The organism is Clostridium porci, assembly GCF_009696375.1.
GTDB lineage: Bacteria > Bacillota > Clostridia > Lachnospirales > Lachnospiraceae > Enterocloster > Enterocloster porci.
In genome coordinates this window covers 174033-199110 of record NZ_VUMD01000005.1, presented here as the reverse complement: position 1 = coordinate 199110, position 25078 = coordinate 174033, and the positions used below count along the sequence as shown (strand labels likewise).

Genomic DNA, 25078 nt, shown 5'->3' with positions numbered 1-25078 from the left:
TCCCCCTTTCCGGCATCATATGATATAGCTACCTTCTGCCATATTTGCGGAACACATAACCCAGTCCTCCCGCAGTGCACAGAATAATCACCACTGCCACGATACCCCAGACAGTCTTTGTCTTTACAGAAACCCGGAAATCTGCACTGCCCTGGGTCTGATCACACTGGGCTGTAAATGAATTCACATAGTCTCCAGTAATGGACTCTGAACCAGGCTTCACATGGGCAACCACATCTACGCTTCCTCCGGCAGGAATAGAAGGAATCAGATTATTCTCCATATTGTAGCTTACAGTCCATCCGGCAGGCAAAGAAGAATTTAAGGTAATGTTTTCCAAATCCACATTTCCCGTGTTCTTCACAGTTAGGGTCACATCAGAGGTACGGCCTGCATAAGCGTCAAAGCTGAGACGATCGTCAGGGGTTCCCACTGTAAGCCCGTAGCTGCCTGTAATCACTACCTTAAGATCGGTGCTCAGAGTTTCCTCAGCCGAAACAGCGCTGCAGGAAATATTGTATTCCCCTGCGGGTACGCCCTCCGGCGGTGTCACCGACACAGTCATGCCTTTACTGACTCCCGATTCCACCTCTATGGCCGCTACCTTTGTACTTTCACCGGTTGGCGTAAAGCTCACACTCCAGCCTGCAGGGGCATTGGACGAAAGGCTATAAGAGGCTTGTTTAAGCCCATTGTTAATCAATGTGGCACTAAAGCTGAAATTAGTACCTGCCGTTCCCTCCTGCTGGGGATATTCTGAGGTAAAGCTTCCCTTTCCTGCATTGGCTTCATTCACCATAAAGGTAATGGGCAGGGTATCTGCAATCCCTTCACCTGCAAAGGCGCTCACCTCCACAGTATAGCTTCCCTCTGTCAGTTCCTTGGGGACTGTAACATGAAGGGTCATCTCTCCCCCCTCGTTGCCGTTCTTCACATGAATACGGCTTATCTGATAGCTTCCTCCCTGGAGATACCCTTCCCAGCCTTCAGGCATGGAGGAGACCTTCACATCAGCATTCAGACTGCTTCCTGTACCGTTCTCCAGCATCACAGGAATGTTCAGATTATCCCCCGGCTTAACCGATATTCCCGGATAATCCGTATTCAGAGCCAAGCCTCCGGCCCCGTAGGCTGTATGTGCCTTCATAAGCATCAGAAAAGCCGCTGCGCCAAGGGCTATTAGAGCCCCCAGTCTTTTCACTGTACGGTTTCCCCTAATCGCTACTACATCCTCCATAATTTCCTCCTTTTTCCATAGCTATAGCATTTTTATTGAAGATGCACCAAATGCTTCCATCTCCTTTATAAAATAATCATATAAGAGAAACCTTTAATCAACCTTTAATTTTTTTGAACATACTGTGAATCCTGGGAAACCCATCCACTGGAGCAAGGCTTCATCCATACAAAAAACCGCCCCGGAAACATCCCTTTCCGAAGCGGTTCCTTCCCCGTTCCATCTGTTTCATCCTCGCGCCCACGGCTTAGCGCCTGTGATCCCCTTAGAAAATCCCTTCAAAGCTCTCCCTTAGAGTATCACAGGATTTTCCCAGCTTTTCCAGTTCTTCCTCTGTCAGTGACAAAGGTAAAACTCTCTGAATCCCATTCTGGTTGATAATACAGGGAACACCTACAAACACATCTCTCTGCCCATAATCACCCCGAAGCATTGCCGACACAGTCAGTACGCTGTGCTCATCCCCCAAAATCGCCTTGGTTATTCTGGTAAGAGCCATACCAATCCCATAGTAGGTGGCATTCTTCGCCTCAATAATCTTATAGGCAGCTGTTCTTACCTCTTCCTCAATCTCCTGGAACCGTTCACGGCACTGGGTGTCTAAGGACTCGCCGCAAAGCTCCAGAATTGGCTTGGTAGCCAGCAGGGCCTGACTCCAGGGTACAAATTCGCTGTCCCCGTGCTCCCCCATCACGTAGGCATGAACATTTCTCGGATCTGCCTTTAAATATTCTCCCAGCAGATAGCGGAGCCTGGCTGTATCCAGAGCCGTTCCGCTTCCCAGCACCCTCCTTGGGTTAAAGCCTGAAAGGGTGCAGGTAATCCGTGTCATAATATCTACCGGGTTAGTCGCTACCAGGAAAATCCCGTTAAAGCCAGAGGATGTTACAGGCTCTATAATAGAGCGGAATACCTCCGCATTGCGCTTAAGCAAATCCAGCCTGGTTTCTCCCGGCTTCTGCGCCACACCTGCGCAGATAACCACAATATCAGCATCTGTGCAGTCCCCGTACTCCCCTCCATAGATGGTCATACTAGAATTAGCAAAGGCCAGCCCGTGGTTTAAATCCATGGCCTCCCCTTCTGCCCGCTTCTTATTCACATCAATCAGAACCAGCTCATCACACACCGACTGATTCAGCAGGCTGTAGGCGTAGCTCATTCCCACCATTCCTGTTCCCACAATGACAACCTTGCGCTTATCTATCTTCATAAAGCCTGCTCCTTTCCTGAACATGTTATGTCCGGCGTCAAAATGCCTGACCTTAGTATATCAGAAATCCCATCTCCCTATTCCTTCAAAGCAAAACCGGTGTCTGGATACCATCCCCAGTTCCATAGCCTGCTTATCCCTCCATTCTCTGCCGCACAATTTCATAAGCCAGAACACCGGCCGCTACTGACGCATTCAAAGAGCCAATTTCTCCCTTCATGGGAATAGATGCAATCATATCGCAATGCTCCCGAACAAGCTTACTGACTCCCTCTCCCTCGTTGCCGATTACAAGCCCGATGGAGCCCTTTAAATTTACCTTATACATTACCTCTGCACCCATATCCCCGCAGACAAACCACATTCCCTGTTTCTTTAAGCTTTCTATAGCCGCCACCAGATTGGTCACCTTGGCTACAGGCGTGTAATTTAAGGCTCCCGCAGAGGTTCTTGCCACAGCAGCTGTCAGGCCAGCCGCTCTGCGCTTAGGGATAATAACTCCATGAGCCCCTGCCAGGTTAGCTGTACGGATAATAGCGCCCAGATTGTATGGATCCTCAATACCATCCAGCAGAATCAGAAACGGTGCCTCCCCCTTCTCCCTGGCGGCGGCCAGCATATCCTCCACCTCTGCATACTCGTAAGCAGCCCCATAGGCAATCACTCCCTGATGCTTACCGGTGATAGACAGCTGATCCAGACGCTCCCTGGTTACATAGCTTATAATGGTATCGTATTTTCTGGCCTCCCTGATAATGGTTCGCACCGGACCGTCCTGACAGCCGTCCAGCACGAACAGCTTGTCTATAGTCCTGCCGGAACGAAATGCTTCCAGAACCGCGTTACGGCCTTCAATGGTCAGTTCTTCATATCTCATGGCTGTTCTCCTGCTTTTTCCAATCATTCATCATAACTGCCGGGTTCCCCTGCTGTGCGGCTTCGGATCGGCTCTCAGGCAGGCCAGAATCATTGCCCAGCTTCTCCGCCTCCTGAAATACCCCCATCCTCTCCAGACCCTGACTTACCAGATCCACCAGCCTGCCATACTCCTCCCGGAGAAACAGCCAGCCCACCAGGGCCTCCAGACCGGTGGCCCTGCGGTAATCTATCATAGACGCATTTTTTGCTGAGGTGCCGGATTTGGCGTTGCGGCCCCGTTTATAAACCGCATGCTCCTCCTGCGTAAGCATCCCCTCAATCAGCCTTATAAGCCTGGCCTGGGAACCTGCCCTTACCAGCTCTGAGCTGCGCCTGTGAAGCTTGCTGACCTGGAGAGATCCATGGTTAATCATCCTGGTACGTATGATGATCTCATAAACCGCATCCCCAACATAAGCCAGCACTAAGGGAGAGTAAATCCCTGCGTCAACCGGCTTAAGCCTCATGCATTGTCTGTAATATGCAAGAAATTCACTGATCGTTACACTCGTTTCCACTTTACACCCTCTCTGGTATCCTCCAGTACAATTCCCATATCCAGAAGCTTACCTCGAATTTCATCTGCCAGAGCGAAATTCTTATCCTTCCTGGCCCGCTGTCTGGCTTCAATCATTTCCTCCACATCCTTTTCCAGAGCCTCTGCCTGCTTTTCAGTAATGATGCCCAGTACATCGCAGAGCTCCTCAATGGCCCTTTTTAAGGAAACCACATAGGTTTTTACGCTTGCTCCGTCCGCTGTGGAATTTGCCAGCTTCACCAGCTCAAATACTGCGGCAATGGCATCCGCCGTATTGAAATCATCCTCCATAGCCGCCTCGAACTTACCCCTGAGCTTTTCCGCCTCCTTAAGATTGCGGCAGGCTGCCTCATCTGGAGCCCCCGCGGGAGCCTTAGCCTCCAGATCCTTTAATTTATCCACACAGGTGAGAATACGCTCCAAACCGTTCTTGGAAGCCTCCATCAGATCTGCGCTGAAATTTAAGGGACTGCGGTAATGAGCGCTGAGCATAAAGAACCGCAGTACCTGCAAATCATATACTTCGCTGATTTCCCGAACTGTAAAGAAGTTCCCCAGGGATTTTGACATTTTCCTGTTGTCAATATTTAAAAATCCATTGTGCATCCAGTAGGTAGCAAAATGTTTGCCATTGGCACATTCACTCTGGGCGATCTCGTTTTCATGGTGAGGAAAGATTAAATCCTCGCCGCCTGCATGGATATCAATCTGATCCCCAAGGTAGCGCTTTGACATAACCGAGCACTCAATGTGCCAGCCGGGACGGCCATCGCACCATGGAGACTCCCAGTAAGGCTCCCCCTCCTTCTTAGGCTTCCAAAGAACGAAATCCTCCGGCTCCTCTTTTCCCTCTTCCCCTGTAACCTTAAGCTCCCGGAAACCGGACTGCAGATTCTCCAGGTTTTTATGGGACAGCTTACCATACTCCTTAAAGGAGGAGGTTCTGAAATATACGGTGCCGTCCTTGGCCGCATAAGCGTGGCCGCTGTCGATAAGGGTCTGAATCATTTCCAGCATGCCGCTGATCTCCTGGGTTGCCTGGGGATGTACGGTAGCAGCCTTTACATTCATGGCTTCCATATCCTTTTTACATTCATCAATGTAACGCCGGGAAACCGTATCCGCATCCACGCCCTCCTCAATGGCTTTTTTGATTATCTTGTCATCTACATCTGTGAAGTTGGATACATACTTCACATGAAAACCCTTATACTCAAAATAACGGCGTACCGTATCGAACACAATCATCGGTCTGGCATTGCCGATGTGAATCAGGTTGTATACAGTGGGACCGCAGACATACATTTTAACCTCTCCCGGCGTCAGCGGCACAAATTCCTCTTTTTTCCTGCTCAATGTATTAAATATCTTCATACTCTCATTCTCCTAAATGAAATTAATTTTCTGCGGCTGCCTCATGCTGATTCGAAGCTTTCTTTATCCCCGTCCACAGCCAGAACAGCCCTGACAGCCTCCCCCCATTATTTTATTATCATAGCAGTAATCAGCGGCTTCCGTCAATAAGGTAATTGCCTGGGCGGAAATTCCCTCTCCCCGTCCTGTAAAGCCAAGCCCCTCCTCTGTAGTGGCCTTGACGCTGACTCTGGAGCTGTCCAGTCCCAGGGCTAAGGCTATGTTCCCTGCCATTTGAACCCGATAGGGAGCCAGCCTGGGATGCTGGGCAACGACAGTTGAATCTATATTTTCGATTATATATCCCCTTTCGTCTAAAAGCCCCCCAACCTTCTTTAACAGCTCTATGCTGGAAATTCCTTTATATGCAGGGTCCGCATCCGGAAAATGCTGCCCGATGTCTCCTAAAGCCGCAGCTCCCAAAAGAGCGTCCATCACCGCATGAACCAGCACGTCCGCGTCAGAATGGCCCAGAAGCCCTTTTTCATAAGGGATGGCCACACCCCCCAAAACCAGCGGTCGATTTTCTGCTAATTTATGCACATCATACCCTTGTCCGATTCTCATAGTAACTCCTTATATATTGTAGTTTGTCTTTACGGCACAGTCACACCATCATACGCACCTTTCTGGCAACACAGCCTACCTGAATATCATTCTGAAGGCCACAGCTTTCTCCATCTGTATGGACAGGAAGAGCTGCCTCCGTATGAATGGAGATCTCTCTGCACTCATAGCTGCGGATTCCTCTTGTCCTGCTCCCCCTGCGGCCTGTAAAGGCCGAAAGCAGAATGGGAATCAGCTTGATTCTGGCTCTATGGCTTACTACGCAGATATTCAGCTTCCCGTCACTTCCATCCGCTCTGGGGGCAAAATGGAAACCTCCCCCTTCTGAAGGCTGTATGTGGCAGGAAATGAACAGAATATTGTTAAATTCTACTTTTTTAACTCCGTCCAGCAGGATATATCCCTTGGAGGAGCTTAGTTTGAAAAACTGGCGTATACCCAGCGCCATATAGGAAAGCCTGCCCAATCCCAGACGGCTTAAACGGCTGCGGCACCGGGAGGTAAGGGCCTCCTGACAGACGGCTGCGTCATATCCAATACCGGCGCTGACTAAAAAGCGCCGGTGGCAGGGCTCCTGGGCTCCATAGGAAAGGACTCCATAATCTATCATGGTAAAATGCCCGGGAGTTAGCTGCTTTTTCAGGCATTTGACGGCGCTTTTGGGCAATCCAAGTCCTCTGGCCAGATCGTTGCCGGAGCCAGCCGGGATATAGCCCAGGCTTAAGGGCGCGTGGAACGATACCCCATCCAGGACTTCGTTCATGGTGCCGTCGCCGCCTACCGTAATGATATATCCCGGCTCCCCCACGGCCTCTGTCAGCCTGGCTGCCGCCCGCTTTGCGTCTCCGGGGCCCTCTGTGAGAACCACTTCGTATTCTATGCTGTGACTCACCAGATAGCGAGCTATGGCTTTCCAAATCTTCATGCCTTTTCCGCATCCGGCGTATGGGTTTACGATGAAGCTGTACATGCTAGCGCACTTGATCCTTTCTGTGGATTTATAATTAATTACCTGAAAGCGCATGGCTCGGTTTGGCGCTTTGCCCCTCCTTTGCGTGTTACCCAACCAGCGCAGTATAATATCTGGCGATATTATACCATATTCCTATATAAAACACTAAGAAAATTTCTATAAAAAATTAATATAAAAAGTCTTGACAATTACCACAATTTATCATATACTGTACAGGCAGTCGCGGTAAAGCAGCTTCGGCAGCAGGAAAATGTGGGGTCTTAGCTCAGCTGGGAGAGCATCTGCCTTACAAGCAGAGGGTCACAGGTTCGAGCCCTGTAGGCCCCACTACCTTTCAATATTATACTATGGCGGAATAGCTCAGCTGGCTAGAGCACGCGGTTCATACCCGCGGTGTCGAAGGTTCAAGTCCTTTTTCCGCTACTTTAAAGGTTTTGTATAGGCAAGACCTCAGACAAGCAGGCAGTGTCTGGACTTCAAGTCCAGGTGCTGTTTTGTTTGTATTGATTCTCATACTTAATATTGATGCAATTCAAAAATCCCCCTCTATTCGCTTACGTCGTGGAGTTCAAATTGCAGCGCCTTATTCAATTCCTTTAAAGTAGTTTCTATCTGATACCCAATCTTTCCGGCGCTGAAGAATATCCTATCATGCTGCTCTGCGCTGGAATCAATCACCGTCCTGAGCTGTTTTTTCATGCCAATAGGGGAGCAGCCTCCATGTATATAGCCGGTAAGAGGCAAAAGCTCCCTGGAGGCCACCATATCCACCCTCTTTTCTCCCACGCTTTTGGCTGCCTTCTTCAAATCCAGCTCCTTGCTTACAGGAACCATAAATACATAGTGAGCCGAGGATTTTCCCACTGTAACCAGCGTTTTAAAAACCGTATCTGGATTCTCCTTCAAAACCCTGGCTACTTCCAATCCACTTACAGCTCCCGTATCTCCATAAGTATGGGCCTGATAGCATACTTTCCCCTTATCCAACGCCCGCATAACATTCGTTTTTTCTTCCATCCCTTTTATACCACCTTTATTTTCTCATGCTCCCTACATTATACCATCCATCGCCGGAAACTTCCATTCCCTTGTCAACTATAAATACCACCTTCTCTGTAAAACCCGTTTTTCAGCAGAATTTAAGACACTACGAACATGGAAAGAGCTTTATAAACAGGCATAAGGGTTTCCTTTCATTTACAAATATGTTTCGGAAAGCTGCTCCAGCAATGTCAGCGCCTGAGCCGTATTTGCCCTCTCTGCTTCTTCAAATGCCTCAGACTCTGCATCGATTTGCTTAAGTACATCCGAAGGCAGCATGCGCTTGGCAAAGGTGTACACAGCATTGTTTTCTTTCTCTATATGACGCTGCAGCAGATTTGCCCAGCCGGCAGCATGCGTCAGAATTTCCAGCTTATCCATGGTGCTTCCGGTTGCCTTGTACCGCTCCAGCGCACTTTCCAGCTCAGCAATATGGAATCTTCCCATATCGTGCTCCACCAGCATGCCGTGCTGAATCAGATGTTCGGCCGTCTGCCCCAGCCGGGCCCTCATCTCCCGAAATAATATCTGCTCTTCCTTCCCATGGTGATGGTGATCTGCATAAGTTCGGGCGAAGGTAAGCATCCTTTGAAAATCATCCGCATCTACGGGAAAGCCATCCAGAACCCGACAGCAGGCGCTTCGTATAATGTCCACAAATTTTAAAATATGCTCATGCTCCTGCACCATCAAATCAATACCGCTCATTGCCTTTTCTCCTTCCTCTAATAGAAAACTGCTCTCCGGATCGTTCAAACACAAGTCCGCTGCCCTCCAGCATGCCAGAGATCCACTCATCTCTCAGAACATAATAATTTTTAGCGTCTCCTCCTGCCTGCTCCCAATAGGATTTATGAAGATCCGTTCTTTGCCTCCAAAGGATATGGCTGTCATCCTGCTCCAGCACCTCATTGACGCGGTCGCAGGGCATCCCATCCAGCAGCACATCGTTCAGCTTTTGGTACGCTTCCTGGGGGCTTTTAACATCAGCCAGGGGGGCTCTCTGACCAATCTGCCTGGCCTTCTGCTTCAAAGCCTCCAGCTGGCATAAGCTGTCTCTTTGCAGCTCTGTAACAGCTATAGCAAACCGTGCTTCTGCTACGGCGATTTGGCCCTGCAGCCAGCCATGGATATTACCGGAGTCAATGACCTCCTCCAGAGGGCGGTTCTCCACAGCCCCGCAGGTATCCGCCAGGCGTGCGGTAAGGGCTTTTTCTTTCTCTGACGGCAGCACAGCTATAAGCGCCCCTGTCAGACTCTCCTGAAGCTGGATCTTGTGATAGAGCCAATAATGTATAGGACCTAAACATGCACTCATTGATTATTTCCTTTCTTAATCTTAAGTAAAGTGGGGCCATGGAGCTTTCCCTTTCCCGCTCTATGGCCCCATTCATTTGGTTATCCCTCTAGCTTATGGTTGACAGCCTTCAGCACATCTTCTACCTTTAGTCCATGAACCATGCAGGCGTCTTCCAGAGACTCCATCTGGGAGGAAGGGCAGCCCAGACAGTGCATGCCGCATTCCATCAGGACAGAGGCAGCCTCCGGGTGCTTCCTGAGGATTTCTCCAACAAGCATCTCTCCTGTGACAGCTGGCTTAGTTTTTTCCTCTCCAAAGAACAGCCTCATGTCGTCCTCTACTGTTCCGATTCCGGCAATTCCAAAGCTTTCAACCAACACCTTAGCCACATTCGGGCTGAGGAAAGCAGGAAGCGTAGGACCCAGATGGATATTTTTCACACCTAAATGCAGCAGAGCCAGCAGCACAATAACCGCCTTCTGCTCGTACCAGGCAATATTGTAAACAATGGGCAGGTCGTTTACATCCTCCAGCCCAAATATTTCCTTGAGCTTAAGAGCAATAACCGCAAGGGAGTAGGAGTCGTTGCACTGGCCTGCGTCCAGTACGCGGGGAATCCCCCCAATATCACCCAGCTCCAGCTTATTGTACTTATATTTAGCACAGCCCGCAGTAAGGATAACCGTATCCTTTGGCAGAGCCTTCGCAAATTCCGTATAGTAATCACGGCTCTTTGCCCGTCCGTCACAGCCGGCCATCACCACAAATTTCTTGATTGCCCCGGATTTCACCGCATCTACAACCTTGTCTGCCAAAGCAAATACCTGTTCATGGGCAAAGCCGCCTATAATCGTTCCTGTCTCGATCTCTGCAGGCGCAGCGCAGCGTTTCGCATGCTCGATGATTTCAGAGAAATCCTTCTTCTCCCCAATACCGCCGGGAATATGTCTGCAGCCCGGAAAGCCTGCGGCTCCTGTTGTGTACAGGCGATCCTTGTAGCTGTCCTTGGGAGGCACGATGCAATTCGTAGTCATCAGGATCGGTCCATGGAAGGACTGGAACTCCTCCTTCTGCTTCCACCAGGCGTTGCCATAGTTGCCCACAAAATTAGGATACTTCTTAAAAGCAGGGTAGTAATGGGCAGGAAGCATTTCCGAATGCGTATAAACGTCCACGCCTGTGCCCTGGGTCTGCTCCAGAAGCATTTCCAAATCACGCAGGTCATGGCCGGAAACCAAAATGCCGGGATTCTCCCTTACGCCAATGTTTACCTTGGTCACTTCAGGATTGCCATAGGCTCCGGTATTGGCCTTGTCCAAAAGCGCCATTCCGGCAACTCCGTATTTGCCGGTCTCCAGCGTCAGAGCCACAAGGTCGTCTACAGTCAGACTTTCGTCAAGCGTAGCGGCAAGAGCACGCTGAAGGAAGGCGTCCAGTTCTCCGTCCTCCTGCAGCAAAGCGTTGGCATGCTTAGAGTAAGCAGACAGCCCCTTGAGCCCATAGGTAATGAGTTCCCGCAAAGACCGGATATCCTCGTTTTTCGTTGACAGGACTCCTACCACGGCCGCCTTAGCCTCATAATCCGCTTCCCCGCCGTCCCAGAGAGCCGCTTCCGGCAGAGCTTCAGGCCGCTTTACCTTTGCAGCTAAATTTCTTTTAACATCTAGCGTTGCTTTGATAAGAGCTGCGATGGCGTCTTTATCGAAATTTGCGTTGGTAATGGTTGTAAACAGGTTCAGTATTATCAGGTGATTTACCTCAGCGTCAGCTTCTTCCCCTTCCCCACGAAGCTGAGTAGTCACAGCAGACAACCCCTTGGTCACATAAACCAGGAGATCCTGCATTGCGGCCACATCCGGCTTTTTCCCACATACACCTACCTGAGTGCAGCCGGTACAACCCGCAGTTTCTTGACATTGAAAGCAGAACATTTTATTTTCCATTCGTTTCTCCTCCTCTTTCTGTTCGATATCTTCTGTTCCTTGTAAATCAAATTCCCATTTGCCATACCTGAATTTATTTGTTTCACGAGCCTAGTATACGATAAATACAATAAGAAATATGTTGTTACAACAACAAACTAAAAAAATTAGGGGAAGAAAGCAAAACCCTTACTATAAAATTTTAAAGAAAGACTGTAAAGAAACGGATGCTAAAAAGGACGCCGTTTCGTAGGCGTCCTTTCTAAATGCTGTTGATTCTCAATGACTTTTCAGGGTGACTTGTACCCCGCATTAGGTAAGTCTATTTAACCATAGACGAAGCCTTCTCCGTTTTCTTGAGAAATCCCAATATTACGCAGCCTGCCACTGCTCCGGCAATCACGGCTGCCAGAAACATAAGCGGATTTCCGATGGTAGGCAGTACAAAGATGCCTCCGTGTGGCGCACGGAGCGTGCAGCCAAAAGCCATGGAGAGCCCCCCTGCCAATGCGGAGCCTATGATACAGGAAGGCAGCACACGCAGGGGGTCCTGAGCCGCAAAGGGAATGGCTCCCTCTGTTATAAAGGATAATCCCATAACATAGTTTACAATACCGGACTGGCGCTCCTTCCTCGTAAATTTCTTTTTAAAAAATGTGGTGCACAGCGCGATTGCGATGGGGGGAACCATACCTCCGGCCATCACAGCTGCCATCACCTCAAAGTTACCCTCTGCAAGCTGGGCTGTTCCGAATACATAAGCAGCCTTGTTAAAGGGGCCGCCCATATCAATGGACATCATTCCTCCCAGAACCATCCCCAGCGCCACCCTGCTTATCCCACCCATACCATTTAGAGAATCGGTCAGGCCATCGTTAATCATTCCTATATAGGGGTTAATAAAGGTGGTTGCCGCTGCCGCCAGAAAAATACCTGCAACAGGGTACAAAAGCACCGGTTTAATCCCCTCGAGAGCTTTGGGCAGCCTAGAAAACAGCCTGCGCAGCCCCTCTACAATATAGCCTCCCACAAAACCGGCAAATAAGGCTCCTAAAAATCCTGCGTTTACATCCCCTCCCGCCGGATTCCCGAACGTAGAGCCCATCTTTGCTATCAATCCGGCCACCAGTCCGGCTGCCAGTCCGGGGCGATCCGCTATACTCATGGCAATAAATCCTGCCAGTATGGGAAGCATCATGCCAAAGGCCTGTTCACCAATGGTTTTCAGATAGGCTGCCAGAGGTGTATTCTTACCAAAGTTGGAAGGGTCTATGGTATAATCATCCAAGAGAAATGCCAATGCAATCAGAATACCGCCGCCGATTACAAAGGGCAGCATGTGGGAGACACCGTTCATAAGGTGCCTGTAGATCGTCCGTCCTATGCTGTCGTTTCCCTGGCTGGAGGCGGCTTCCCCACTGCCTCCTGTATGGCGATATACAGGAACCTCTCCGCTGACAGCCAGGTTGACCAACTCCTCTGCCTTGTGGATTCCGTCAGATACAGAAGCCATTATAACCGGCTTCCCGTCGAACCTTGCCATCTCCACATTTTTATCTGCCGCTATGATAATGGCATCTGCCTGCTCAATCTCATCTTTTGTAAGGACATTCTGGGCTCCTGAGGAGCCGTTCGTCTCTGCCTTCAGGGGGATTTCCAGCTTCCTTCCGGTATTTACCAAATTCTCAGCCGCCATGTAAGTATGGGCGATGCCTGTGGGGCAGGCCGTCACTGCCAGTACTCGGTAGCCGGACTGACCGGTCATCTTCCCCCCAGAGCTTACATTCTCTGTACCCTCTGTATCTGCCCCTTCTTCTTTGCTTCCTTCTATAGCAGCTCCAAAACGTGCGGTCTCTGCCTCATCGATTCGTTTCAGAAACTCAGCCTTGGACTGAGCAGCTATAAGAGCCTCCCGAAAGCCTGGATTCATAAGCAGAGCAGACAGGCGGGACAATGTCTCCAAATGAACATCTCCTCCCTCTGAGGGCGCTGCTATCATAAACAGCAGTCTTGCCCGGGAGCCGTCGAAGGCCTCATAGTCTACTCCTTCAGGAGCTACCATAGCCGCCAGTCCAGGCTCTCGTACAGCCTCCGTCTTAGCATGAGGAATTGCAATGCCCTCTCCAATAGCAGTGCTACCCAGGGCTTCTCTTGCGAAAATTTCCTCCTTATACCCTTCTTTGTCCTTTAAACGTCCTCCAGCTGCCATCAGAGAAACAAGCCGGTCGATGGCCTCCTTCTTAGAGGTAACTGCTGCTCCCAGCTCAATGCTTTCTTTTTTTAATAGCTCTGTGATCCGCATCACCTTCACCCCTCCTAATCTCACGCCATCTTTTAAAAGGTTTTAAATAACCTGAGGACTTCTTCTCTAGTTCCAATACCCTCTGAAAATGCCGTAGCGCATCCGCAGGCTGCCCCCAGCTTTAAGGCATATCCATAGTCTCCCTTTTCCAGATAACCAGCCAGAAAGCCGGCTACCATGGAGTCTCCTGATCCTACGGAATTTTTAACAATCCCCTTTGCAGCCTTCTGCTTATAAACCCTGCCGTCCTCTGCTATCAGTATCGCACCGTCCCCTGCCATCGATACCAGAACATTCAAAGCCCCCCTCTTCTGAAGTGTTACGGCATAGGCGACAATTTCCTCCTCTCCATCCAGCTTAACTCCGAACATCTGGCCCAGCTCGTGTTTATTGGGCTTAATTAGGAAGGGATGGTACTGCAGCACGTTTAAAAGCAGCTCCTTCTCAGCATCCACAGCAATCCGTATCTCCTTTTTATCCAGCCTCTCCATGATCCTCTCATAGATATCATTCTGAATCATAGCTGGAATACTGCCGGAAAGCACCAGCACATCGCCCGGCTTCAGCCCTGAAAGCCTATGAAACAGCTTCTCTAAGTCTTTCTCTGTAATCTCCGGTCCTATCCCGTTAATTTCACTCTCCTGGTCGGATTTCAATTTTACATTAATTCGGGATATACCCTTTTCTACCTTAATAAAATCGGAATGAAAGCCCAAGGTTCTTACTCCCCGCTCAATCTCATCTCCCGTAAAGCCTGCCACAAACCCCAGCGCCGTGCTTTCATGCCCTAGGTTGGCCAGCATCGCCGAAACATTGATGCCCTTTCCCCCATAGAAGATGTTTTCCCTGACCGTTCGGTTGACCATCCCCAGTGTGAACTGATTTACAGCTATTACATAGTCCAGCGCTGGATTAAAGGTTACTGTGTAAATCATATATCCTCATTTTTCCTTTCATGAACATTTTCTTTTATTATCTTAGGCATTTTACCGGCCAGGCCAGTTCTCCTACCGTCACATCCATCACTGCCGCCTTGTGCTCCATCCTAAAAGCTTCCCAGTGTACTTTGCTTTAAAATGCGTTAAGATATTAATAAAAAAGTTGTTTTTTATCATATATTATAACGGTTTATGAAACTTTATTAACTTTTCCTTATCCCCCTTGAATTTCCAATTTAACTATGCTATAATCTCAAAACGCTAACAAATTCTTAACATTTTATTTACATTTGGTAATACGTTCATGGAGTCGAGAAAGAGGCTGATACTATGAGGCAAATATTATCGTTTTTCCGTAAATATAAACATATGTGGGTGCTGTCCTATGGCTTTATTTACCTTCCATGGTTCTGTTACCTTGAAAAAACTGTCACCCGTAACTACCACGTTATGCACGTAGCGCTGGACGACTACATTCCCTTCAATGAATATTTTATTATTCCCTATATGCTCTGGTTTTTATACGTAGCAGGGGCGATCTTCTATTTTATGTTTACCTCCAGGGAGGACTATTACAAGCTGTGCATTTTCCTGTTTTCAGGCATGACCATCAGCCTGATTGTATGTACATTTTTCCGCAACGGCACAGATTTCCGCCCTGTCCTCGATCCGGGTAAAAATATATTTACCGGTATGGTAGCGGCTCTCTATAAGACCGACACCCCAACCAACGTGTTTCCCAGCATCCATGTGTACAATTCCATCGGAACCCACATTGCGATTATGAAAAGTGAAGCTTTGAGGAAACATACCGGCGTCCGAATTGGCTCTGCAGTCCTGATGGTTTCCATCTGTCTTGCTACCGTTTTCCTGAAGCAGCACTCCGTCATTGACGTGATTGGCGCTGTCATCATGTCCTATGTAATATACGGTGTTGTGTACGGTTACAACTGGTCCGCCCAGGATAAAAAGGTTACGGAAAAGGCTCTGGGCTAGTACAGGATTCCGAATGGCCGGAGATATTGCAAAACAGAAACGCTATAGCAAATAAGATAGAAACCAACCTCTCTAAAACAAAAAAGCACGGTTCTTAAGTGGCTTTTATAGCTTCTGGAACCGTGTTTTTTCATGCGCATTTTCGTGAAGGCCAGTTATTACATCCCTTTGATTTTTTAATTAAAGCCATAGAACTTCTGAGTTATCTTGTAGCCCAGCAGCAGCAGCTTTCTTCCCCCTTTTCCCGGAAGATTACAGCCCTGGCCCAAAAAGCCCAGCCGGAGCTTCAGGTACAGACGCAGATTCAGCTTTTTTAAATACTGCCACAGCTCTGCCTTCTTCTCCAAGTTTTCCTTAGTTTCCGATTTTATAGCGAGAACAGAGCTGACCGTCATCATAATTTCCAAATACTGGGTCATATAGCTGCGTAGCTTTCTGCTGCTGATTTTGGTCACATCATAATACCCCAGCATCAGCTTTGTCACTCTCAGCTGCTGATCAATACGCCCAATCATCACAGCCTCATTCACCGACTGATCCTCCCTGCCTATGTAATAACGATAGAAATTCACATCCAGATAGTAAATGTTTTTTACATAAGGGAGAGGCTGGAACACGAAAATGTTGTCCACATAAAAGGTATGCTTGGGCAGCTCCAGCCCGCACTGGCGCAGCAGCTCTGTGCGGTAAATCACGGAATGCATCAGAAGATACTGGCCTGTCATAAAAAATTTTACATCATCCCATCCAAACACTCTGTCCTTTGGAAAGGCCGTGTGATATTTCATCACCTTCTTGCGCCTGGCTCCTTCCTTCTCATAAACAAAGTTGCTTACCAGCATATCCAGAGTTTCCTTGCCATAAACAAACCTGCGCAGCGTTTCCAGCACCTTAAGCAAGGCGTCCTCATTCACCCAGTCGTCGCTGTCCACCACTTTAAAAAAAATTCCGGAGGCATTTCTAAGTCCTGTATTCACCGCTTCCCCATGGCCCCCATTTTCCTGATGCACAGCCTTGCAGATCGTTGGATACCGCCTGGCGTACTCATCTGCAATCTCCGGTGTCCTGTCCTTGACAGAACCGTCGTCTACAATGATAATCTCCATCTCCTCCCCGCCGGACAGAAGAGTCTGTATGCAATGCTCCATATATGCCTCTGAATTGTAGCAGGGAATTGCCACTGATAATAGCTTCATTATTTATCCTCCTCGCTGTGAGTACTTAAAGCCCCTTCTTTGCAATCAAAGCGCTCCGCGGAGTCCAGCCGTTCAATCTCAGCAAAGCAGCTCTTATCCAAATATAACCAACACGGCCAGATTTGCCGCTCCATGCATAATAACCGCCATCCGGTACTTACCATACGCGCTGGACTCATAGCCCCAGGCCAGTATAACCCCCAGGAAGAAACCATACACACCCTGAATCCAGTTCCCATGATAAAGTCCGAAGGACAGAGATGACAAAACAGCCGCCCCCCAAAAGCCCAGCCGTTCTCTAAAAAGCCATCCAAACAAAAACAGCCGGAATACCCCTTCCTCCACTGCAGGAGCCAGCAAAAGGGTCATAAACAGATACCGGCCCTCCTCCGCCTGATCCATAGCAGCAGCGCTTTCATAAGAGGTGCGTATCCAATCCGGCCAGGGAACCACTCTCAAAAGAAGATTTCCTGCCAAGGCTGCTCCTGCTATTACCAGCACACGCGGCAGCCACCCCTCTGGAAGCAGCTTCTTACCACTCTTCATATCAACAGCCGCCCTCACTTTTGTGTGTCTCTGAACCTTGAACATATGTTTTGCAGGCCCTTTTATTCTATTGACAGTATAGCATGACAGGAAAGCTTTTACCACTACCTTTTTTCTCTTTCCATTGCAATTTCTTCCAATTTACCCTATAATAAGCTTAATTTAATGGACACGTTCCAGAAGAATTATAAAAACGAGCGAGGTATGGATTATGGCGAAAAAACGCATTGTCATGGCCGTGGGCCATAAGGATATGGGAACCAATCTTCCAGAACAGAAAGCGGCGGTTGTAAAAACTGCCAAGGTAATTTCCGATTTTATCCAGGAGGGCTGGCAGGTAGCCATTGTACACAGTAATGCTCCCCAGGTTGGCATGATTCACACTGCCATGAATGAATTTGGAAAACAGCATGACGGCTACAGTCATGCCCCCATGTCTGTCTGCTCCGCTATGAGCCAAGGCTATATCGGTTACGATTTACAGAACGGCATCCGGGCCGAACTGATTAAACGAGGCATTTACAAACCTGTGAGTACGATTCTTACACAGGTAACTGTAGATCCATATGACGAGGCGTTTTATACCCCTGTGAAGATCATCGGCCGTGTCATGACCAGAGAGGAGGCTGACGAGGAGGAGGCCAGAGGGAATCACGTAAAAGAGGTTGACGGAGGATACCGGAGGATCGTAGCAGCTCCCCATCCAGTAGCCATCGTTGAGATCGATGCCATCAAGGCATTGCTGAACGCAGACCAGATTGTGATTGCCTGCGGGGGGGGAGGTATTCCTGTAATGGAGCAGGGCTATAACCTGCGCGGCGCCAGCGCTATTATTGAAAAAGACTTGGCTACCGGACTTCTAGCCAAGGAGATCGACGCAGATGTAATGATGATTCTCACCAGCGTGGAAAATGTAACTCTCAACTACGGAACGCCTTATGAGCAGCCTATCAAACGCATGACCATCAGCCAGGCCAAAGATTATATTAAACAGGGACAATTTGAGTTCGCCTCCATGCTGCCTAAGATTTCTGCATCCATTGATTTTCTGGAAAACGGCAAGGGACGGCAGGCCATTATCACCACCCTAGACAGGGCCAAAGACAGTTTAAAGGGCAATGGAGGAACCATTATTGAATAAGCGGAGCATAACTGTAAAAGGGAATGCAACAAAGGCCCTCCCTTTTACAGTCCGTTTCCGATGGACGTACTAAGGAAGCGCTCCTGTTAACCCTTTCACTCTGTTCCATTACCCGTTTTATAATATATTCCACTATTTTATCTCTGGGAATACCAAGGGATAAGGCCAGCTATATCAAAAAATTCGCGTTTCCATCATCGGAGATAAGCTGATATTGCACGACATCTAACATTTTCGCTATTTTAAAAAGCTGTTTTTACTGTGACACAAAAACGCCAGAGTCTTAAAGGCATTGGATGACCCAAAAAGCTCAGGCGTTTTCTTTTTTTATGCGTTTTTTACCGTTGCCACATCAATGAGCGTCAGTTCTCTTGCCCGGTTCTCCAGACTGGTCACCAGGGCTTTGGCTGTATCCAGGGAGGTGAGCACATGTACGCCGGTCTCTATGGCATTTCTTCGGATAACAAAGCCATCATGGCTGTGCTCCGCGCCCTGAGCTGGAATATCGATGATCAAGTCGATCTGATGACCAAGGACCAAATCCAGAATGTTGGGAGATTCCTGCTCAAGCTTACGGATTTCGTATGCCTTTACACCGTTATGATTCAGCGTCCTTGCAGTACCTCTTGTTGCGAATATCTGGTATCCTACTGCCGCAAACCTGCGGGCAATATCCACCGCCTCCTCCTGGTCGCTGTGGCGGATGGTCATAATCATCTTCTTATACTTCGGAAGCCGGACACCGGCTCCCTCAAATGCTTTGTAGAGGGCTTCATTAAAGGTTTTCGCAATTCCCAGGCACTCTCCGGTAGACTTCATCTCAGGGCCAAGGCTTATATCTGCTCCAAGGATTTTCTCAAAGGAAAATACCGGCATCTTAACAGCAATGTAGTCAGCCGCAGGCTGTAGCCCCGGCTGATACCCTAGCTCCCGGATAGTGTGGCCGCAGATGATCTGGGTAGCCAGAGGTACAATAGGAATGCCTGTTACCTTGCTGATATAGGGCACCGTACGCGAGGATCTCGGATTCACCTCGATAATATACACGTCATTCCCATCTACAATAAACTGGATATTGAGCATACCCTTTACATGAAGCGCCCTTGCCAGCTTCTCTGTGTATTCCACAATGGTATCAATATTGCTCTGAGTAATATCCTGGGCCGGATATATGGAAATGCTGTCCCCTGAATGGATTCCGGTGCGCTCAATATGCTGCATAATGCCGGGAATCAAAATATCGCTGCCGTCACAGATAGCGTCTACCTCAAGCTCCTTGCCCATAATATATTTATCCACAAGGATCGGATGCTCCTGGGCAATCTGGTTAATGATTCCTATAAATTCATCAATATCCTCGTCGCAGATTGCTATCTGCATTCCCTGTCCCCCTAATACATAGGAAGGTCTTACAAGCACCGGATAACCTAAATTCCTGGCAGCCTCCTTGGCTTCCTCCGCGGTGAATACCGTGAGTCCAGCCGGTCTGGGAATCCTGCACGCCTCCAAAATTGCGTCAAAGCGCTGCCTGTCCTCTGCCGCGTCCACATCCTCTGCTGCTGTTCCCAGAATCGGAACCCCCATCTTCATCAGGGACTCTGTCAGCTTGATGGCTGTCTGTCCACCAAACTGCACCACAGCCCCGTCAGGCTTCTCCACATCCACAATGCTTTCCACATCCTCAGGGGTCAATGGTTCAAAATACAATTTATCTGCTATATCAAAATCCGTACTTACAGTTTCCGGGTTATTATTAACGATGATGGTTTCGTAGCCTTCCCTACGGAATGCCCATGTGCTGTGCACAGAGCAGAAGTCAAACTCAATTCCCTGCCCGATACGGATAGGGCCAGAGCCAAGCACCAGCACCTTTTTTCTCCCACTGGTCTTAACTGCCTCATTGGAGCTTCCAAAGCAGGAGTAGTAGTAGGGAGTCTCCGCTTCAAATTCCGCCGCACAGGTATCCACCATTTTATAGGCTGCCCGGATGTTATGCGCCCAGCGCAGCTTTTTCACCTCTGCCTGTGGTATTCCTGTAAGCCTTGCAATTACATTGTCCGGGAACTCAATTCTCTTAGCCTCAGCCAGGAGCTCCGGAGTCAACGCAGCCTTGCCCTCTCCCACTGCCTTCAGCTCACCCTCCATCTCTACCAGAATTGCCAGCTTGTCGATAAACCAGCGGTCAATAAGGGTAATCTTATGAATAAGCTCATAGGAAATTCCACGGCGAAGGGCCTCTGCGATTCTCCAAATTCTCATATCATCCACTTGTTCCAGCTGCTCCATAAGCTGGCTGTCGGACAGGTATGTAAAATCATAAGACATAAGGCAGTCCACATGCTGCTCCAGGGAACGGATGGCCTTCATCAGACCGCCCTCAAAATTAGTGCAAATGCTCATAACCTCGCCTGTAGCCTTCATCTGAGTTCCAAGAGTTCGCTTAGCACTGATAAATTTATCAAAGGGAAGCCTTGGCATCTTAACCACACAATAATCAAGCATAGGTTCAAAGCTTGCGTATGTTTTCTTTGTTACTGCATTCTTAATTTCATCCAAGGTGTAGCCCAGGGCAATCTTGGCCGCAACCTTGGCGATTGGGTAGCCTGTCGCCTTGGAGGCAAGGGCTGAGGAACGGCTTACACGGGGATTCACCTCTATAACGCAGTACTCAAAGCTCTCCGGGTGCAGGGCATACTGTACATTGCAGCCGCCGGTAATGCCCAGCTCGCTGATGATATTCAGCGCAGAGGTGCGCAGCATCTGATACTCCTTGTCTCCCAGGGTCTGGGAGGGAGCCACTACAATACTGTCTCCTGTGTGAACGCCTACCGGGTCAATGTTTTCCATATTGCATACGGTTATAACATTTCCCGCCCCGTCCCGCATAACCTCATACTCGATTTCTTTCCAGCCCGCGATACACCGTTCTACCAGCACCTGCCCCACACGGGAAAGACGCAGGCCGTTCTCCAGAATCTCAGCACACTCCTGGGGATTTCGGGCAATCCCTCCGCCGGAACCGCCCAATGTGTAGGCAGGCCGGAGAACCACAGGATAGCCAATTTTATCTGCAATCTCAAGACCATGCTCTACAGCCTCCACAATATCGGAGGGAGCCACCGGCTCGCCGATTTTCTCCATGGTTTCCTTAAACAGCTCCCGATCCTCTGCCTTCTTGATGGTCAGAGCGGTTGTACCGATCAGGCGCACTTCGTGCTCCTGCAAAAAGCCTGCGTCCTCCAGCTCCATAGCCAGATTAAGTCCGGCCTGTCCCCCCAGAGTAGGCAGCACGCTGTCCGGCTTTTCTTTTAGAATCAGCTGCTTGACCACCTCTACAGTCAGAGGCTCGATATATACTCTGTCCGCTATATCCTTATCCGTCATAATAGTGGCGGGATTGGAGTTTAGGAGAACCACCTCAACCCCTTCCTCCTTTAAGGAACGACAGGCTTGAGTGCCTGCATAGTCAAACTCGGCAGCTTGTCCAATGACGATTGGGCCGGAGCCAAGCACCAGCACTTTCTTAATATCAGGATATTTTGGCATCAGTCATTCACCTCCATCATTTTCAGAAAACGGTCAAACAGGTATCTGGAATCCTGGGGCCCCGGACAGGACTCAGGGTGGTACTGCACAGTGAAAATGTTCTTTCCTTTATATTTAAGCCCCTCGTTGGTGCCATCATTCACATTGACAAAAGCAGGCTCTGCAATTTCTGGATCTACTTTGGCCATATCTACCACATAGCCATGGTTCTGGGAGGTAATATACACCCTTCCGGTTTCCAGATCCTTCACCGGATGGTTGCCGCCTCTATGTCCATATTTTAACTTGTATGTATCCATGCCGTTAGCCAGAGCCATCAGCTGATGGCCCAGACAGATTGCAAAAATAGGGACATCAGAAGCATAGAGTTTTTTGATTTCTTCTATAATAGCTGTGTTCTCCTTAGGATCTCCGGGTCCGTTGCTGAGCATAATCCCGTCCGGCTTCCCGGCCAGCACCTCCTCTGCCGGGGTGTCAGCTGGATATACAGTAACCTGGCAGCCTCTTTCATTTAAGGAACGGGCAATATTCATTTTTGCTCCGTAATCCATAAGAGCCACTCTTTTGCCTGCTCCTGGCAGTACAAATTTCTTCTTTGTGGTTGTCCTTAATACAACTCCTGCCACAGAGTAGGATTTCATACGGTTCACAGGCTCCCTCAAATCTGTATATTCCCTCGTGGTAATCATACCGTTCATGGTGCCTTTTTCTCTTAAAATTTTAGTCAGGGCTCTTGTATCGATACCACAGATACCGGGAATGTTGTGCTTTTTTAAGAAGTTCTGGATGGTATCCTCGCTGCGGAAGTTGCTGGGGATTCTTGATAATTCTCTGACAATATAGCCGTCGGGCCAGGGCTTTGCAGATTCCATATCCTCATGGCAGATTCCATAGTTGCCGATAAGGGGATATGTCATCACAACTGCCTGTCCCGCATAGGAGGGGTCGGTCAACACTTCCAGATAACCGGTCATTGATGTGTTAAACACGATTTCACTGACTACTTCACGCTCTGAGCCTATGCTTGTCCCGGTGAATACAGTTCCATCTTCCAGTATGAGGTATGCTTTCATGTGGGGGTACCTGTCCTTTCTCATGTATGATCCATGGGGCGTCTTGCTGTCTTAAATCTAACCTACAGATTTCAGCCCAAATTGTAAAGATTATACTTTATTTCACCTTATTATTCAATAGCTTTAGTAACTAAATATTTTTGTTTTATTCTAATTTTTTTTAATATGTCGCTTCTCTTTTTTAATCGGAGCAGCCGTTTCTTTTTACAAGCATTTTTTCACAAGCCACAGGAGTCCTTTAAGCTAAAAAGCTCCCTCCCCCAGCATCATTGGGGAGGGGGGGTGAGCTGTGACATAATTTCAAGCACATACCTCTTCTCTGGAAAAGCATATATGTTTTTTCTGGTTGATCCTGTTATACTAATTCCGCAATCCTGGAAATTCCCACATAAATATGGGAAATTTTATACCATGTAGCAAAATCCACCACTCCGGTCTGAGGCAGGCCAAAAATAGACTGAAATTCTCTTACTGCATCGGCTGTCCGCTGCCCGTAGATTCCATCAGGAGTCACCCTTGGAATCGCAGTATAAACCGTAGCAATCATATCCAGCTGCTCCTGCATCTGCCGGACTTTGTCCCCGGTGCTTCCCACCGTCAGATCGTTGCCAGGCCAGGAAGCGGGAATACCAGATATTTGTTCTGCCGTATTTACATAAATACTGTCCCCATAGAAATTGCGGAGGATTTCAATGGGGCTGTAGCCCTGCTCTCCTAGATTGCAGGAGCCCCACTGAGTCATCCAGTTTGGGCACTGCACCTGCCTGCCATCGCAGTACTGAGTCAGAATCGGCTGGCGGACGCCGGGGCGGGACAAGTAATTATCAAATATCTCATCTACCACCTGTGAAATACTCTCATATATATTTCGCCCATAAATCCACTTATGATCAAAGGCAGTGGATGAGGTAATGGTGAAATCATACCCTTGATTCCTGTACCACTCCGTATAAACCCGGTTCAGAGTAAAAGACATGATCGCCAGCACATTGGCTGTGATAGAGGATCGGGGCCAGGTAGAGTAAATTTCACTGGAGGCCACATTTTTAATGTAATCTCTATAGGGCACATAGTAATCATTGGCAGTCCGGTCGGTAGGTGCGCCGTCGTGAACCACCACGGTTTGAGGCACAACCACACGGCTGAGGACAATCTCACCGCTTTCATTTACCGGCTTAATCTCGGACTCAGCAATCTTTGGCGGATAATTTCCATAAAGCGTGTGATCCGGAATCACCACAGGGTCTTCTACCGGCCGTCCGCCCCCCTCAGGTGTCATGGCTACCGGCTGGATGGCCGTAGAGTCCGCCAGTATCTCTGTTCCCGATATCTCCATAGGCTGAAAGCCCTCTGCCTCAACAGTCAGATTATACTCTGAATACGGCTGAATGACACTTGGTTCCAGGCTGTACTCTACCGGAGGAGCCGGCAAGGTTACCTGTTGCGTCTGCCCTGAGCTGTTCGTCTGTACCTGCTCGATGGGCCTTGTAGGTTCTCCCTTATAGCTAATTGTAATTCTGGCATTTTCAATGGGGAAGTTGTTCTGTATGTTGATTACATTTATCTGCAGCAGTCCACTGGATGTCCGTTCTGGATTAGTTGCCATATGATACCTCATATTTTCTTATCACTAATAATATAATCCCTGTTCCTCCTTTCTATGTCAGTCCAATCAAAAAACTATATGCTCCGTCTATTCATAAAGCTTCCTGGACACCGCCTGCCCTGCGGCCAGAGACGCTTTCACATCAATCACTCTCTGATTGGATGAGCCTCGGAAGGGAAGGCTTATGTCTTTAAGCTCCTCTACGAACTTCCCATCTACCAGCACATCGATCCTAGCCAAAAGCTCATCCGTCACCTGGCATCTGGCTCTGCTTTTCTCCAAAAGACGCTCCAACGTATATCCCGTATAGCACCATATATCCTTTCCGGGATACCGCTCCTTCACCCGTCTTACAAGCTTTACCAATTCCTTCTGATTTTCCGGTTCAAAGGGCTCCCCTCCCAAAAGGGAGAGGCCGCTAATAAAGTCCGGGGCCAAGGCCTGGAGAATTTCCTCCTCCGTCTCCTTTGTAAAAGGCAGTCCATATCCGAAATCCCAGGCCTCCTGATTAAAGCAGTTCCTGCACCTGTGGGTACAGCCTGACACAAACAGGGAGACCCTTATGCCCTCGCCGTTTGCAATATCATATTTCTTAATCGCCCCGTAATTCAT

21 protein-coding genes and 2 tRNA genes are annotated in these 25078 nt (G+C 48.7%); 4 read left to right on the top strand and 19 right to left on the bottom strand.

The window, feature by feature from the left end; translation table 11 throughout:
• Positions 1-28 precede the first annotated feature (28 nt).
• The 7 genes from FYJ39_RS07470 to FYJ39_RS07440 all read right to left on the bottom strand — a co-directional run bounded on the left by FYJ39_RS07470 (position 29) and on the right by FYJ39_RS07440 (position 6856).
• The gene (locus FYJ39_RS07470) at positions 29-1237 is read right to left on the bottom strand and encodes a COG1470 family protein (protein WP_154471831.1); all 1209 of its coding nucleotides are present in this window, start codon (positions 1235-1237) and stop codon (positions 29-31) included.
• A gap of 265 nt (positions 1238-1502) precedes the next feature.
• Positions 1503-2450, bottom strand: coding sequence for an L-lactate dehydrogenase (locus FYJ39_RS07465; RefSeq protein ID WP_154471830.1), 948 nt, complete (start codon positions 2448-2450; stop codon positions 1503-1505).
• 133 nt (positions 2451-2583) lie between these two features.
• Positions 2584-3327, bottom strand: a complete 744-nt coding sequence (gene rlmB / locus FYJ39_RS07460; RefSeq protein WP_154471829.1) for a 23S rRNA (guanosine(2251)-2'-O)-methyltransferase RlmB — start codon at positions 3325-3327, stop codon at positions 2584-2586.
• On the bottom strand, positions 3317-3886 hold the full coding sequence (locus FYJ39_RS07455; RefSeq protein ID WP_178258724.1) for a Mini-ribonuclease 3: 570 nt from the start codon (positions 3884-3886) through the stop codon (positions 3317-3319). Before FYJ39_RS07455 ends, rlmB begins: the two co-directional genes overlap by 11 nt.
• The gene (gene cysS / locus FYJ39_RS07450; protein WP_154471828.1) at positions 3871-5280 is read right to left on the bottom strand and encodes a cysteine--tRNA ligase; all 1410 of its coding nucleotides are present in this window, start codon (positions 5278-5280) and stop codon (positions 3871-3873) included. Before cysS ends, FYJ39_RS07455 begins: the two co-directional genes overlap by 16 nt.
• A gap of 63 nt (positions 5281-5343) precedes the next feature.
• A complete protein-coding gene (ispF, locus tag FYJ39_RS07445; RefSeq protein ID WP_154471827.1) occupies positions 5344-5886 on the bottom strand; it encodes a 2-C-methyl-D-erythritol 2,4-cyclodiphosphate synthase in 543 nt (180 codons plus the stop codon).
• 40 nt (positions 5887-5926) lie between these two features.
• The gene (locus FYJ39_RS07440; protein ID WP_154471826.1) at positions 5927-6856 is read right to left on the bottom strand and encodes a diacylglycerol/lipid kinase family protein; all 930 of its coding nucleotides are present in this window, start codon (positions 6854-6856) and stop codon (positions 5927-5929) included.
• 257 nt (positions 6857-7113) lie between these two features.
• On the opposite strand from FYJ39_RS07440, the gene FYJ39_RS07435 reads away from it, so the two are divergent.
• Positions 7114-7186, top strand: a tRNA-Val gene (locus tag FYJ39_RS07435).
• A gap of 22 nt (positions 7187-7208) precedes the next feature.
• A tRNA-Met gene (locus tag FYJ39_RS07430) sits at positions 7209-7282 on the top strand.
• Between the two features lie 123 nt (positions 7283-7405).
• On the opposite strand, the gene ybaK is transcribed toward FYJ39_RS07430, so the two are convergent.
• The 6 genes from ybaK to pfkB form a co-directional block, all read right to left on the bottom strand.
• Positions 7406-7876, bottom strand: a complete 471-nt coding sequence (gene ybaK, locus FYJ39_RS07425) for a Cys-tRNA(Pro) deacylase (protein WP_154471825.1) — start codon at positions 7874-7876, stop codon at positions 7406-7408.
• Positions 7877-8056: 180 nt separating this feature from the next.
• On the bottom strand, positions 8057-8608 hold the full coding sequence (locus tag FYJ39_RS07420) for a hemerythrin domain-containing protein (protein WP_154471824.1): 552 nt from the start codon (positions 8606-8608) through the stop codon (positions 8057-8059).
• On the bottom strand, positions 8595-9218 hold the full coding sequence (locus FYJ39_RS07415; protein WP_154471823.1) for a hypothetical protein: 624 nt from the start codon (positions 9216-9218) through the stop codon (positions 8595-8597). The genes FYJ39_RS07420 and FYJ39_RS07415 overlap by 14 nt, the downstream gene beginning before the upstream one ends.
• 80 nt (positions 9219-9298) lie before the next feature.
• On the bottom strand, positions 9299-11143 hold the full coding sequence (gene hcp / locus FYJ39_RS07410; RefSeq protein WP_154471822.1) for a hydroxylamine reductase: 1845 nt from the start codon (positions 11141-11143) through the stop codon (positions 9299-9301).
• 301 nt (positions 11144-11444) lie between these two features.
• The gene (locus FYJ39_RS07405) at positions 11445-13424 is read right to left on the bottom strand and encodes a PTS fructose transporter subunit IIABC (RefSeq protein WP_154471899.1); all 1980 of its coding nucleotides are present in this window, start codon (positions 13422-13424) and stop codon (positions 11445-11447) included.
• A gap of 32 nt (positions 13425-13456) precedes the next feature.
• On the bottom strand, positions 13457-14359 hold the full coding sequence (gene pfkB / locus FYJ39_RS07400) for a 1-phosphofructokinase (protein ID WP_154471821.1): 903 nt from the start codon (positions 14357-14359) through the stop codon (positions 13457-13459).
• A 333-nt stretch (positions 14360-14692) separates the two neighbouring features.
• Here pfkB and FYJ39_RS07395 point away from each other — a divergent pair, with 333 nt between their 5' ends.
• Complete coding sequence (locus tag FYJ39_RS07395) at positions 14693-15358, top strand: phosphatase PAP2 family protein (RefSeq protein ID WP_154471820.1); 666 nt, start codon at positions 14693-14695, stop codon at positions 15356-15358.
• Positions 15359-15534: 176 nt separating this feature from the next.
• Here the strand turns inward: FYJ39_RS07395 and FYJ39_RS07390 are convergent, their stop codons facing one another.
• Positions 15535-16554 carry a glycosyltransferase family 2 protein gene (locus tag FYJ39_RS07390; RefSeq protein WP_154471819.1) on the bottom strand — a complete coding sequence of 340 codons (1020 nt, stop codon included), beginning with the start codon at positions 16552-16554 and terminating at the stop codon, positions 15535-15537.
• 93 nt (positions 16555-16647) lie between these two features.
• A complete protein-coding gene (locus tag FYJ39_RS07385; RefSeq protein ID WP_154471818.1) occupies positions 16648-17100 on the bottom strand; it encodes a CPBP family intramembrane glutamic endopeptidase in 453 nt (150 codons plus the stop codon).
• Between the two features lie 211 nt (positions 17101-17311).
• Here FYJ39_RS07385 and arcC point away from each other — a divergent pair, with 211 nt between their 5' ends.
• A complete protein-coding gene (gene arcC / locus FYJ39_RS07380; RefSeq protein ID WP_154471817.1) occupies positions 17312-18241 on the top strand; it encodes a carbamate kinase in 930 nt (309 codons plus the stop codon).
• 327 nt (positions 18242-18568) lie between these two features.
• Here arcC and carB read toward each other — a convergent pair whose 3' ends face one another.
• The 4 genes from carB to nrdG form a co-directional block, all read right to left on the bottom strand.
• Entirely contained in the window at positions 18569-21787 is a 3219-nt protein-coding gene (gene carB / locus FYJ39_RS07375; RefSeq protein ID WP_154471816.1) for a carbamoyl-phosphate synthase large subunit, read from the bottom strand.
• A complete protein-coding gene (locus FYJ39_RS07370; RefSeq protein WP_154471815.1) occupies positions 21787-22860 on the bottom strand; it encodes a carbamoyl phosphate synthase small subunit in 1074 nt (357 codons plus the stop codon). Before FYJ39_RS07370 ends, carB begins: the two co-directional genes overlap by 1 nt.
• Before the next feature lie 355 nt (positions 22861-23215).
• Positions 23216-24466, bottom strand: coding sequence for a peptidoglycan-binding protein (locus FYJ39_RS07365; RefSeq protein ID WP_154471814.1), 1251 nt, complete (start codon positions 24464-24466; stop codon positions 23216-23218).
• 87 nt (positions 24467-24553) lie between these two features.
• Positions 24554-25078 (bottom strand): anaerobic ribonucleoside-triphosphate reductase activating protein, encoded by a 525-nt coding sequence (gene nrdG / locus FYJ39_RS07360; RefSeq protein WP_154471813.1) that lies wholly within the window; start codon positions 25076-25078, stop codon positions 24554-24556.